This is a genomic window from Phyllobacterium sp. (assembly GCF_037994425.1).
Taxonomy (GTDB): Bacteria; Pseudomonadota; Alphaproteobacteria; order Rhizobiales; family Rhizobiaceae; genus Phyllobacterium.
In genome coordinates, this window is record NZ_JBBNAM010000224.1 from 22556 (window position 1) to 35733 (window position 13178).

At 58.8% G+C, this 13178-nt stretch carries 11 protein-coding genes and 2 pseudogenes; 4 read left to right on the forward strand and 9 right to left on the reverse strand.

Annotated elements, in window-relative coordinates; all coding sequences use genetic code 11:
- Positions 1 to 2: 2 nt before the first annotated feature.
- A complete protein-coding gene (locus tag AAAB35_RS15715) occupies positions 3 to 1340 on the forward strand; it encodes an MBL fold metallo-hydrolase (protein WP_340669226.1) in 1338 nt (445 codons plus the stop codon).
- On the opposite strand, the gene AAAB35_RS15720 is transcribed toward AAAB35_RS15715, so the two are convergent.
- From AAAB35_RS15720 to AAAB35_RS15730, 3 genes and pseudogenes are all read right to left on the reverse strand, one after another.
- A complete protein-coding gene (locus tag AAAB35_RS15720) occupies positions 1319 to 3214 on the reverse strand; it encodes an adenylate/guanylate cyclase domain-containing protein (RefSeq protein WP_340669227.1) in 1896 nt (631 codons plus the stop codon). The two genes, AAAB35_RS15715 and AAAB35_RS15720, sit on opposite strands and share 22 nt — an antisense overlap.
- A gap of 4 nt (positions 3215 to 3218) precedes the next feature.
- A complete protein-coding gene (locus tag AAAB35_RS15725; RefSeq protein WP_340669236.1) occupies positions 3219 to 3683 on the reverse strand; it encodes a FecR domain-containing protein in 465 nt (154 codons plus the stop codon).
- 488 nt (positions 3684 to 4171) lie between these two features.
- Positions 4172 to 4307: pseudogene (locus tag AAAB35_RS15730) on the reverse strand (IS110 family transposase); the annotation flags it as partial.
- 625 nt (positions 4308 to 4932) lie between these two features.
- Here AAAB35_RS15730 and AAAB35_RS15735 point away from each other — a divergent pair.
- Positions 4933 to 5085, forward strand: a pseudogene (locus tag AAAB35_RS15735) (IS5/IS1182 family transposase); the annotation flags it as partial.
- Positions 5086 to 5252: 167 nt separating this feature from the next.
- Here AAAB35_RS15735 and AAAB35_RS15740 read toward each other — a convergent pair.
- From AAAB35_RS15740 to AAAB35_RS15760, 5 genes are all read right to left on the reverse strand, one after another.
- A complete protein-coding gene (locus AAAB35_RS15740; RefSeq protein WP_340669228.1) occupies positions 5253 to 5444 on the reverse strand; it encodes a hypothetical protein in 192 nt (63 codons plus the stop codon).
- A gap of 496 nt (positions 5445 to 5940) precedes the next feature.
- A complete protein-coding gene (locus tag AAAB35_RS15745; protein WP_340669229.1) occupies positions 5941 to 7647 on the reverse strand; it encodes an SbmA/BacA-like family transporter in 1707 nt (568 codons plus the stop codon).
- A 144-nt stretch (positions 7648 to 7791) separates the two neighbouring features.
- Positions 7792 to 8589 carry an ATP-binding protein gene (locus tag AAAB35_RS15750; RefSeq protein WP_340669230.1) on the reverse strand — a complete coding sequence of 266 codons (798 nt, stop codon included), beginning with the start codon at positions 8587 to 8589 and terminating at the stop codon, positions 7792 to 7794.
- Between the two features lie 130 nt (positions 8590 to 8719).
- Complete coding sequence (locus AAAB35_RS15755) at positions 8720 to 9403, reverse strand: response regulator transcription factor (RefSeq protein ID WP_340669231.1); 684 nt, start codon at positions 9401 to 9403, stop codon at positions 8720 to 8722.
- Between the two features lie 46 nt (positions 9404 to 9449).
- Positions 9450 to 10220 carry an SDR family oxidoreductase gene (locus AAAB35_RS15760; protein WP_340669232.1) on the reverse strand — a complete coding sequence of 257 codons (771 nt, stop codon included), beginning with the start codon at positions 10218 to 10220 and terminating at the stop codon, positions 9450 to 9452.
- Positions 10221 to 10459: 239 nt separating this feature from the next.
- Here AAAB35_RS15760 and AAAB35_RS15765 point away from each other — a divergent pair, with 239 nt between their 5' ends.
- Both AAAB35_RS15765 and AAAB35_RS15770 read left to right on the forward strand, forming a co-directional pair.
- Positions 10460 to 12049: a winged helix-turn-helix domain-containing tetratricopeptide repeat protein gene (locus AAAB35_RS15765; protein ID WP_340669233.1), complete on the forward strand. Its 1590-nt coding sequence runs from the start codon at positions 10460 to 10462 to the stop codon at positions 12047 to 12049.
- 68 nt (positions 12050 to 12117) lie between these two features.
- Positions 12118 to 12891, forward strand: coding sequence for an SDR family oxidoreductase (locus AAAB35_RS15770; RefSeq protein WP_340669234.1), 774 nt, complete (start codon positions 12118 to 12120; stop codon positions 12889 to 12891).
- A 10-nt stretch (positions 12892 to 12901) separates the two neighbouring features.
- Here the strand turns inward: AAAB35_RS15770 and AAAB35_RS15775 are convergent.
- Positions 12902 to 13178: ABC transporter permease (locus tag AAAB35_RS15775; RefSeq protein WP_340669235.1), on the reverse strand; the 277-nt coding region annotated here is incomplete at its 5' end.

Genomic DNA, 13178 nt, shown 5'->3' on the forward strand with positions numbered 1-13178 from the left:
AAATGGCGAAGAAGAAAACTCCCGGTCCTGCTTCGCCGAAAAGCGGCAAGCCTGGCCGGCCACGCGTTCGAATGTACCGGCAGGGCTTTGGTGACTGCTTTCTCGTGACGCTTCCGCGCAAGAACGCCAGTGCCTATCGCATCCTGATCGATTGCGGCGTGGTTCTGGGCACGACAGATGCCGACGCAAAGATGACCCGCGTAGCGCAGGATATTGCCAAGGAGTGCGAAGGCCACATCGACATCGTTGTCGTGACGCATCAGCACTGGGATCACGTTTCCGGCTTCATCCAGGCCGCCGACGTATTCGCAAAGTTGACGGTTGGCGAAGTGTGGGTGGCATGGACCGAGGATCCCCACGATGCCCTTGCAAATGCGCTTCGCAAGGAAAGGTCCGAGGCGCTCGCAGCGCTGCGCATGAGCGCAGCGGCGATGACAATGGCAGGCGACGAGGCGGGTGCCAGGAAGATCGATGGTCTGCTCGGCTTTTTCGGGGCACCGCGCGGCGCTTCAACGGCAGATGCGCTGAACCTGGTCATGAAAATGGGAAAGGTGCGTTATTGCCGCGCAACGGACGAGCCGATCCGCTTGAAGGACGCCGATGCCAGGCTCTATGTCCTCGGGCCGCCGCATGACGCCAAGCTGATCCGCAAGACGCTTCCCTCGTCGCAAGACCCTGATACCTATGGCGTTGCGGCCCACCAGCTGCCCGAAAACGTAACGGCCGCGCTCCAGCCCAACGATGCGGGAGCTCCATTCAGCGACCTTCGCGCCATTCCACTTGCCCTGACGCGCGGCATGGATTTCTTCCGCGCGCACTATTGGGGGCCGGGCGAGGATGCTCCCGAATGGCGCAAGATCGACACGGCATGGCTCGACGGTGCGTCGGCGCTGGCGCTCGCACTCGATGGCGCCACCAACAATACCAGCCTCGTGCTCGCGATCGAGCTGAAAGGCGGCGATGTTCTTCTTTTTGTTGCCGACGCCCAGGTCGGCAACTGGCTCTCCTGGGCCGACCTTTCCTGGAAAATCGATGGCAATGACGTGACGGGACCGGACCTTCTGGCAAGGACGATTTTCTACAAGGTCGGTCATCACGGAAGTCACAATGCCACGCTGCGCGCCAACGGGCTTGCCCTCATGAAGAACCTGTCTGTCGCGGCGGTCCCGGTCGATCACCAGACAGCGATCAGGAAAGGATGGGAGAAGATCCCCCTCGAGGAACTGATGGCAGCGCTCGGCTCGGCGGCAAAGACGGGCGTCATCCGCTCCGACGAAACCCCAGAGCGCCCCCTTCCTGGCGTGTCGGCGAGCGAACTTTACTTCGACATTTTGATCTGATCGAACGCCCCGTCAGCCGTTGCGCCATGCCAGAGCCAGATGGCGAGCGACCCGGCGCGTCCGCGAAGCTGCGTTTCGAGCGGGCCACGCAATACGCCTGACTTGAATTTATCGGAACGTCCTCCGGCCGCACGCAACATTTCCTCGCTCAGTGCGAGTTCAGCCCCGTTACTGGCGGCCACTTCCATGAGACGGCTTGCAACATTCACGGTGTCACCCGTTGCGGTGATCTGTTGGCGGCTGCCGCCCCCCAGCCTTGAGGCTACGATCGTGCCGAAATGGGCGCCGACCTTGAAGCCGATGCGGGTTCGGACCGCCTCAGGCAGGGTGGCCAGCCATGCCCGCATCCGGTCGCAAAGGCCAATGCAGCAGCGAAGGGCGTTGCCTGCATCATCAGGGCTGGCAGCGGGCAATCCGAAGAGGATCATGGCTCCATCGCCCATGAAACTGGTGATTGCCCCGCCACTGGTGGCGGCCTCTGTGTCAACCAGCTGATAAAACCCGTTGAGGAGTTCCCGCGTGGCGCCCGGACCCAGCGTTTCGCTAAGGCCGGTGAAGCCTGAAAGATCGACGAACACGACAGCTGCGTCCTGACGCACCGGCGCGGCAAGGAAGCCAGGGTTAAGTGCGAGCCAGTTGCCGAGCCCGGGCGCCTGCACCTGCTGCAGAAGTTTGCTTTGCTCGGCAAATTGCTGCGCCCGCCGCCTTCCGAGCCAAAGCTGTGTTGCCCCGAAGACAAGTGCGGGGGGAATGGCCGCCACCATGGGAGTGGCAGCGCTCAGCCAGATGCCGTTGAAGAACGCGGCGATGTTGAACGCAAACCAGGCAAGGACCACGCATAGGACCGCAACCAGGCCGATGGCGTTGCGGCGCCAGGCAAGCAGACTGACCAGGATCAGTGGAAGTGCGACCGCTAAGCCCGCATCCACGATCCGGACGGTGCGATCGCGGATGAGGCCATCGCCGCTCATCAATTGCGAAATTGCCGTGCAAACCACCTCGACGCCAGGCAGAACCGGATCGAACGGGGTCGGGAAAACATCGCCGCCACCCGTCACGGTATTTCCGATGACGACGATCCGGTTCTCGATGCTCTCGCGCGATAGTTTGCCACCCAGCACATCAGTGGCGCTGATGGTCTTGATCGACCCGCGCGCGCCATAGAACGCGAGTGGCAGGATCTGCCCGATATCCGTCCTGATCACCTGGTCTCCAAGCAACAATCGGCCGGGTTCCACCGAAGGCTCGACACCTTTTGCCAGTGAAACCACCCGGAGCGGGAAGGATGCCTCGATCGCGGTGGCGCTTTTAAAAAGCAGTGGCACAAGCCGCGGCGTTCCGTTGCGATCCGTCGACACGTTGACCACGCCGGTGGCGGCCACCTCACTGAACTGGGGCAAAGGCAACAAAAAACGCTCCGCATCGGGTACGCCTGCCAGTGGATCGCCAGGGTTGTCGTGCGTTTGCTGCTGACCTTGTGGAAAAACCGCTGCGGCGGCAAGCACCGCCGGGCTCTTGGCGAGCGACCGGGCAAGCTGCTGATCGCCCTCGACAGGCCCCGGATCGAGGAGCAGGGTATCGATGCCGATGACTTTGGGCTTCAGGGCCACAATTGCATCAACCAACTCTCCAAGCTTTGCACGCGCCAAGGGATAGCTGCCGGTCTGACGAACCACCTCATCGTCGATGGCCACGATGGTGACAAAGTCAGGTGCGGGCCTTTGGCCGCGAATGACCGTCCTCAAATCCGTCATAGTTGCCTCGACGCGATCGATGAACCACATGTCGCCGCGAAGATGCGCAAGGCCAAGGCTCACGCCCCAAAGTCCCGCGATGACGAGGGCAATCAGCGTCTGGATCGCTCGCCCGCTCATAGGGTCATTGGCCAAAGCGGGCCATCAATGCCGATACCCGGGCACGCGGCCAGCGTTTAACGGTCAAGGCGCTGGTACCTTGATCGACGTCGACACCTTCACCCGGTCCAAGGACCACGCCCGCATTTGCGGCAGGTCGCTGAACCCCGACCTGGCCCCGCTCGACGAATACCGACGTCTTGCCGGCGCCAACATCCACGGCCCACCTTGTTCCGCGCACCGCAGCGATCGCTTGCGGTGTCGTGACCTGGAACCCGGCGCCGGAACCTGGCGCAAAGTCCAGAAGCAGTGCCTTGCTCTGCAATCTTACACCATCCACCCGACTGTCCCGGTTGCGGTCAACGAGTGAGTAGCGAGCGCCCTGTTCAGCAACAATAGACAGGCCACCCGGGCAGCGCAGCAGCTGGCGGGACGTTCCGCCGACCTTTTGCAGCGTACAGCCGGACCTGCTGGCCTGGGCCGAGGCCATGCTGACTGAACACAAGATGACGAACAGCAAGAACGTCGCGCAGCGCAAATATCTGGCCATCAGTCCCATGGAAATCTCCAATGAAAGAACGCAAGGGGCAAGATGCCTCCGATTGGCGGCTTTTCCTTGGGTTCGTTTGCGTTTTGACCGGCGTTTCAGCCGATCGGCTAAATCTTCTCCGCCCGCAGGACGGGTTGGTTTCGTCCTTCGGTCTTGAACCATTCTCCATCTCCATCTGTGGACGCCCCGGTGAATGCAAGAATAGTTTTCGGCGGTATCACGCGTGTAGTCGGGTGCCGACATCTGTCCGGCCTTTTCGCGCGACCGTTCATGCGTCACTGGCCCGTATGAGAGCTCGCGGATCGGGCTCCAAATCAATCCGGCCTGCTCGAAGCACCCTGGAGAATACTGGCTTTCTCGATCCCGTCTCATCGACTGTTGCGCCATACCTTCCGTTTGCTGCATCTCGACGACCTCTGGCCGGGCGATCATGCCGCCCCAGCTGAAGCCTTATAGACCCCACACTTTGCCATGAGTGCCCATACGATGCGGGCCATCTTGTTGGCGAGAGCGACCGTCACAAGCTTGGGGGGCTTGCGGCAGGAGACGCCCGTGCCACGAACCTTCTGGAGTGACGCGCCCCGAAGGCTGGAAGTGTGACTGTCCCTCGATCATCATTTGCATCTCAATGATCCGTTTTTTTCCGGACGCGGCCTCTTTCATGTCTCCTCCTTGCCTATTAACTTTGATTGCGCGCCCTTTTACAGCGGGCGCCACGCCCGGCCACGATCATAGCCAAAATCACTGACGACAGCGCGCCATTTTGCAACTTTTGCGTGAACCAGATAAGCCGGGGACGCAAGTTCATCATTTGAACTAAGGGCGTACTTATAAATCCGGTTCGGTGAGCCCGGCTCGCTGAATGTCCGCATCGCTCTGAAAGCGACTGAATTGCTGCGTCGCCGCGAATTTCAGCAACGTGCGACTGGAGGCCGCCATGCCCGTGCTCCAATGGCCGCATGATCATCGTCGCGATCGATCTCCGACGGCGACAACGCTGCCCGAGCACCGCCGCAGGACCGTCATGACCGCGAACGGCCCCATCAAGACGCAAAACTGCCGAAGAATCTGGAGGGATTCCGCTGACTTGCTGTGACCAATCTTTCCATGACCTATGCGTCCAGCAACTCTGATTGAGGCGCTTGCCACCAGTGGGTCCACGCGAACGGGCGACCATGGTGCCGTGCAGATGATTGATGCGTCCATTGTGCGAGTGCACCAGCATGGAGCCTGCATCGCTGGCAACAGTGAACAGTTGATGGGCCGGTCGCGGGACGGACTGACGACAAAGATTCATGCAGTTGTCGAGACCCGTGGACTGCCTGTTCGTCTTGCGCTGACTGCAGCAGCCCGCGTCGGTCCGAGCAAGACGACAATTACCAGCGCTTGTTGAAGCAGCGATTCACGGTATCAAAACGCCAAGACCGCAATAAGAGAGCAGCCTGTTATCCGTTGGCGGCGAGAAAAGCGAGCATAATGCTTTACCCGGTGGATGCTCCCTATATTGGATCATCGCATGGCGAGCTTGGCGCCGTAGTAGCTCAAGGCACTGGCGACGATGAGGCCTACCCAACTGACCCACATAGGAACCGTCCAGCCGTCGACGACAATCGACCAACCTATGAGAATGCGGGCGAGGTGCAACGCGGCAACGATTCCGAATATTGCGGCCGCAAGCGTCGAGAAGGTCTTTTCGGTCATTTTAGGCTCCGGTTATCCGATATGAAGAACTAGAAAACCAACAACCTTATCATCAGGCATCGAGGTCGTCTTGCACTGCAGATTGAATCGTCGACCGCCCTCAAGGGCTCAGCCCCCGAAGATTATTCTGCGGCAACGCTTCTGTGCGAAGGCGAAGTGTCTCTGCTGATAAGAAGTCCTGCCTTCGAACGTTGGCGTCCCTTGAACATCGCGATTTTCCAGTTCGACGTTGAACCTTTTCAATCCCATAGATCTCATTGACGGAAAGTTTGCAACGGAACCTGAAATCTGGGTTCACGTTTTGGTTGCGCAAGGCCCGAAAGTTTCTTGGGGGGATAGACATTGCGCCGGGCCTCCTGGCTCGTCCCCTAGGGGTCAGGACTCATGGCAGCGCCTCCTTGCGCAATCGAGATCATCGTTCAACGGCAAGAGGTCGATATTAACGTCAGTAGAGCGCATTTCCATCATGGGCGATAGCCGAAGGAGACCTAATCAGTCATGCGCTCGCGGTGAGCTGGTGTCTGGACGTGAACACTGTCCACGTCCATTTACCCTCCGATTCACACCTCAATTTCGCGTCATACAGATTTTCGCCTGCGCTGGTCGCGCCGTTGTTGATGTAGGCTATTGCATTCCTGGAAAGCGCATGAAGGACTTTGCGAAACTCTTCGGTCCCAAGCGTGGTCTCCAGCCGATCAAGAAAGACGAAGCGTGGACCCGCGAGAATAATGCCGACCAAGGCCAAGAGCTGTTGCTCGCGCAGTGACAGTACGGCGTCCCAATCCCTTTCCTGGTCCAGGCCACCTGCCTGACCGACATCGAGATCGAACTCCCGCAAAAGGTCGACAATCCGGTCATCCGAAATCTCCTCGGCCTTGTCCGGAGACACAAGGGTCTGACGCAATGTTCCCGGCATCAGGTAAGGCTGCTGCGGGAGAAACAACAATCCGCCGCGGCTGGGGCGTACGATGCGACCGCTGCCTGTGGCCGGAACATGTGCTGCCGCCTTGAACAGGGCGACGCCTGCTGCCTGGTTGGGTCCGGTGATCAACACGCGGGTCCCAATTTCGACAGATACCGACAAGTCCTTCAGTAAAGGCCTGCCGTCTGCAGTCAAAAGGGTCAAGTGCTCGAAAGCCAACCTTCCTTCGTCTTCGGCAATGTCGATGCCTGACGGCTCCGCCGGAGCATGAGATTGTTCGAAAGCCTCAAGGAGCGTGCCGAGCCGGGCAATCACAGCAGCGAAGTTGGAAATCGACTGGAATTGCGTGACGATCAATGAAAACGCAGCCACAAGCATCGCGAAGGCCGCGGCCGATTGGGTGATAACGCCGAATTCCACATCGCCTCTGATGAAGGCGGGCGCAACGATCAGGGCAGGAATGATCTGGATCAGCCAGTTGTAGCCCGTGGTGAAGAATCCAAGGTTCCGATTGACGGCGGTGATTCGGCGGAAATTGCCGATCGCCTCGTCCAAGCGCTGGAGGAGACGGGCCTTCTGCCGCTCTTCACCGCTTGCCACCATGATGGCTTCGGCGGTCTCCCGGACGTGGATGAGGCCCGAGCGGAAGCCGGCCTCCTTGTCGAGCTGGTCGTAGTTCAGCTGGATGAGAGGGCGGCCGAGGGCGATGGTCAGATAGGATCCGCAAGCGGCGTAGACGACAGCAACGCCAAACAGCAGCGGGCTGATCGACCACAGGACTCCCGAAAAGGCAACGATTGTGAGACCGCTGTTGAATATCATGATGACGAACGAGAGCGTGGTGGTCGTGAAGGTACGAACGTCATCTGAAATCCGCTGATCGGGATAGGTGAGTTGTCCCGAAGCATCCATGTGAAAATAGGCGGCATCGGACAGATAAAGTGTGACCGCCCGCCGTGTCAGGAACTCCCTCCACAGCAGCGCCAAACGCTCTTCAGTGAAACGCGCAAAGACGGCAACGACGGTTGAGGCGGCGAAGACCCCTATGTAGAAGATTGCTTGCTGGGAGAATTCCGCGGTCTTCCGGTCTGCAATGGCAGTCATGAAATTCCGGCCGACGTAGCTGTTGACGACGTTCAACATGTTAATTCCGCACAAGAGAATAACCAGGCCGACAAGCATCCATCTGGCTTTCTTGCCTGCCTCGGAACTCATGAATAGCTTGAAGCCGCGCAGAAAGCGGGATGCTGTCGTTTTGGGGGAAGGTTTGTGCTTATCCATGGCGTTGGTGCATCGATTTCCGGTCGATGATCGGTGATTGCTTCGTTTGCAAAGTTGCCCTGCCATCGGATCGAATGGTATTATACATTGGATTATGTCTCACAGTGCTTTCCGGTAGGAATGGCGATTGTTCGCTTTGATTGATCAATCGATTGCTGGGGTCTGAAATTTTGACGATGCCACTTCGCTTATTGTTGGTATCGAAAAGCGGAATAACGCTCCGCCGTCAGGGTGGTTGGCTGCGGTTATGTTGCCGCCGTGGGTATTGATTATTGACTGGCAGATCGCCAGTCCTATGCCCAACCCGCCTTCCTTCGTCGTGAAGAATCCGTCAAAGATCTGCTCCATGTGCTCGATCGGGATACCGATGCCAGTGTCCCTTATCGAGAAGGAGACATGATTGCTTTGGTCCAGACTGGTTTCGATGTGAATCTCGCGTTGCGTTTCAGGTGCCGACTTCATTGCCTGTATGCTGTTGACGATCAGGTTGACGATAACTTGCTGCAGCTGAATCCGGTCACCGCGGATGGCCGGGAGGTTCGGCTGGAGCGCAGCCTTGATTGTAACGTGCTTGTCATCGCTCTCGTGGTGAAGGAAAGCCAGACACTGCTGAACGACGTCGTTGAACTCTAATGAACTGTTGGCTGGAGCACGCTTGCCGGCCATATCCTGAATTCGGACGACGATGTCATTGGCACGCTGCGCGGATTCGACGATCCGGGACGTGAGCTGTTCGACCTTCTCAAGGTTTGGCTCCGCCTTCCGTAGATATCGCAGGCTGGTTTGTGCGTTCATCAAAATTGCCGAGAGCGGTTGCTTGATTTCATGCGCTATCGACGTGGTCATCTCTCCCAATGTCGAAAGTCGCGCCGCGTGCGAAAAGTCAGCCTCGATTTTCCGCAGCTTGGCTTCTGCCTCCAGCCGCGCGGTGTTGTCGATCATCACAAGTATTGTCGTGCTGGGCCGCTCGCCAGCCAGATGGAAACGGTGATTAAGCCGAAATTTTTCGTGCAACTCACGGAAGTTGCACGGTTTCCTGGCGGTCACGGCTTCCTCAAAACCAAATGAAATTCTAAGACGAGTATTCATGACGAATATCCTCGGGTAGGGACTGCCACACGCGAACCAGGTGCGTTAGGAAGGGTGTCTTCATCTTTCGCATCACGTTGCTCCGATGAAGCTTGACGGTGATTTCCGATATGTTCAGTTCGAACGCTATTTGTTTGCTCAGTGCGCCCCGCACGACCGCCTCCATGACTTGCCGTTCACGCGGGGTCAGCGTCTCATACAACGCACGGCTGGCATCAGCGGTGCGCCGCTCCGCCCGCTTGCCCTTGTCGATTCCTATGGCCCTGTTCACTGCATCGAGCAGCGTCTGGTCGCGCACGGGTTTGGTCAGGAATTCGACCGCACCGGCCTTCATCGCCTGGACCGTCATCGGAATGTCGCCGTGGCCGGTCAGGAAGACGATCGAGGCGGAAATGCCGTTCGCGGCAAGGCTGGCCTGGAAATCAAGGCCGCTCACGCCCGGCATCCGGACATCGAGTATCATGCAGCCCGGCCGATCCAGCACATCGGCGTCCATGAGTGCCTGGGTGGAGGCAAAACCCTCAGAGTCAATTCCGACTGAATCCAGCAACTCGCAGATCGAAAGCCGAACCGCTTCATCGTCGTCCACCACCAAAACAAGGGGTTCTGGCTCGAGACGGGACCGAGTTTCCTTAGCGCTGAATACATGCCCGGTTACAATGTTCATTTTACCCTCCAATGCGTTGCGCAGCCTTGCGCTGCAATAGCGAGATTCAGCATTCGGGATGATGGCTTGCCTCGCATACGGTCCTAAGCCAGTCCTCAAAACGGATTTGTCCGATCATTGGATTGTCTCCAGGCGTAAGCGACAGGTCGTCCAATTCCGCACCAAAAAAACGTGCATGGACATCGGGTATCGCCGTCCGCGGGTCTTTCGCAGCATGCAAGTATTGACGAACGAACTCGTCGATCGGCAACCGTTCAGGCCCGGCGATCTCGACGATGCGGTTTAGCGGCATCCCGACCGCGACTTCGGCCACGGCATCAGCAACGTCGTCGGAACTGACAGGCTGGAACAGGGCAGGCGACAGGTGGACGCGCTCTCCCACCGTACTGGATTGGACTATGGTCCAAACGGACTCGAAAAACTGTGTCGAACGGATGATCGTAAATGGAATGTTCGAGGCCTTGATCAGCTGTTCCTGAACCAGCTTCGCCCTACAGTAGCTGTTCTCGGGATGGCGTTCGATGCCGACCACCGACAGCGCAACGTGATGTGCGACACCCGGGGGAGCCTCCTTGGCAAGAACCTTGCAACTTGATGCGTCTACCTGCTCCGGAACGGCCCTTTCCCCGAATGAGGGCGCGTTTGATACGTCGATGATGACCTGAGCACCCTGGAGTGCCCTGGCAAGTACCTTGCCAGACAAGTTTTCGATGCCGGAATTGGCGGATGCGGCCACTATCTCGTGACGCTGTTGTCGAAGCCTGTTGGCCAGCTTCGTTCCTATGATGCCGCTATCCCCGATGACGACAATCTTCACAATTTGGCCTCCCTCCAACATCGATCGCGATCATTTGTTGGGGAGATTGCCAGCATGCTGGCCGGAAGTCCTTGCAGGGACCTCCAAAAACGACGGATTTTCCCTTGAATATTCGTTTAAGTGCCGTCAAATGCACCTCAGGCGATTCGCTGGCGAAGGCCACGGCGTTGTCGACAAGCCTGCGACCGATCGCCTTGTTACATGCCCGACAAGGGTGTGCGGTTTGGAGATCGCCGAAGATGCATTTCGTGTTTGGAGATTACACTCTCGACCCTGATCGACGCGAGCTCACCCGTGGCTCCGAGGCTGTAGCGATCGGCCCGCAAGTGTTCGACCTGCTGGTCCACCTGGTGCAAAACCGCGACCGCGTCGTCAGCAAGGATGGCTTACTTGGCGCGGTTTGGGACGGCCGGATCGTCTCTGAAGCGACGATAACCAGCCACATCAATGCCGCACGCAAGGCAATTGGCGACAACGGCCAGGAACAGCGCCTGATCCGAACTGTTGCCCGAAAAGGGTTTCGTTTTACTGGCGAGGTTGCCGAAGCCAATCCGTCGGATGGTGCCAGCTTGCCGGGAGATAATCCCGAACGCGCTGAACTGCCCGAGTCCTCCGAACTGCCTCTGGTCCTTCCTGACAAGCCCTCCATAGCGGCCTTGCCGTTCCACAACCTGAGCGGCGATCCGGAGCAGGAATATTTCACCGACGGCATGGTGGAAGACATCATCGCAGCGTTGTCGCACATTCGCTGGCTGTTCGTCATCGCCCGCAACTCGAGCTTCACCTACAAGGGCCGGACGGTTGACGTCAAGCAAGTGGGGCGCGAATTGGGTGTCCGGTACGTTCTGGAAGGCAGCGTGCGCAAGTCGGCAAACCGCGTCCGCATCACCGGACAGCTGATTGATGCCACGACAGGGGGACATCTCTGGGCAGACCGATTCGAAGGCAATCTCGACGACATCTTCCAGTTGCAGGACCAGGTGGCGGCGAGCGTTGTTGGTGCGATAGCGCCGCAGCTCGAATTGGCGGAGATCGAACGTGCGCGGCAGAAACCTACTGAAAGCCTCGATGCCTATGACTGTTATCTGCGCGGCGTGGCGGACGTGCAAAAGGGAACCAAGGCCGCCGTCGCAGAGGCACTGCCGCTGTTCAACAAGGCAATACAACTCGACCCAGGTTTTGCCTCGGCCCACGGCATGGCGGCGTGGTGCTATTTCTGGCGCAAGGTCAACGGCTGGATGACGGATCGGCCGCAAGAGATATCCGAAGGCATTCGGCTGGCCAAGAGAGCCGTTGAATTGGGCAGGAACGATGCGGTTGCCCTGACGAGGGGTGGTCATGCCCTTGGCCATCTCGCAGGCGACCTCGATGGCGGCATCGAACTGCTCGATCGGGCATTGGCGCTCAACCAGAACCTCGCGGCCGCCTGGTTCCTCGGCGGCTACCTCAAAACGTGGCGCGGCGATCATGACGGCGCAATCGCGTCCTTCGAGCGGGCGATGCGGCTGAGCCCACTCGACCCGGAAATGTATCGCATGCAGGCGGGCATGGCAGTCTCCCACCTGTTTGCCGGACGGTTCGACACGGCGTCATCCTGGGCGGAAAAATCGTTCAGGGATTTGCCGAGCTTCCTGATGGTAGTCGCCGTCATCGCAGCAAGCCACGCACTTGCCGGACGGACGGACGAAGCCCAGCGGGCGATGCAGCATTTACGCCAGCTCGATCCGGCCCTGCGCATCTCCAATCTCAAAGACTGGCTTCCGATCCACCGTCAGGACGATCTGGCCATATTCGTGGAGGGGCTGCGGAAAGCAGGCTTGCCGGAATAGGTGTTGTTATACCAAGGAAAATGGGCCGCTTAAGAATGGACCCAGAACAACGATATTGGAGAAACTGGATGAAGATCGTTGCCATCGGCGGGACCGGCCTTATCGGCTCCAGGACCGTGGCGCGTTTGCGCAACCAAGGCCACGACGTTCTTGCCGCGTCCCCCAGCTCCGGCGTCAACACCGTCACGGGTGAAGGTCTTCAGGAGGCACTGGCCGGTGCGGAGGTTGTGCTTGATCTGGCAGACGCGCCTTCCTTTGAAGATAAGACGGCCCGCGAGTTCTTCGAAACAGCCGGCCACAATCTGCTTTCAGCAGAAGTCAACGCAGGCGTAAAGCACCATATCGCGCTTTCCGTCGTGGGAACGGAGCGGCTGCCGGAAATAGGCTACTTCAGGGCGAAGTTCGTCCAGGAGATACTTGTCAAGGCTTCACCTGTCCCGTTCACGATCATCCACGCCACCCAGTTCTTCGAATTCATCAAGGACATCGCCGACGCAGGAACAGTCGGATCGGTCGCCCGCCTTTCACCAGCCTGGGTCCAGCCGATCGCGGCCGACGAGGTTGCCGATGCGCTGGCGAATGTCGCCCTCGCAAAGCCACTCTACGGAACGGTCGAAATTGCCGGTCCCGAACGCATTCGTTTGAGCGATCTGGTTGCCCGTTACCTGAAGGAAACCGATGACCCGCGGACAGTCGTGCCGGACATTCGTGCCCGCTTCTTCGGCTCCGAAATCGAAGACCAGTCGCTTCTGCCCCGCGACAACGCGCGGCTCGGCAAGATCGGCTTCGAGGATTGGCTGCGCCGATCCTATCCACCCTTTGATATGGAGGTTGCTTCCTGAGGGGAGGCGGTTACTCCAACCGTCTCCGGAACAGCCAGGCAGCCGCAGTCAATGTGCTTGCCGCAATCAAAACCAGCGGCACAGTCTGGCGCGCGACTTCCATCAGTCCGACGTCCTTCAGAAACACGCCTTTGACGACAACCAGGAAATAGCGCAGCGGATTGATCAGCGTGACCGGCTGCAACCACTCGGGCATGTTTTCGATTGGCGTCGCGAACCCCGAGAGGAGCGTCGCCGGCACGATGAACAGAAACGCCCCGAGAATTGCCTGTTGTTGCGTCATCGAC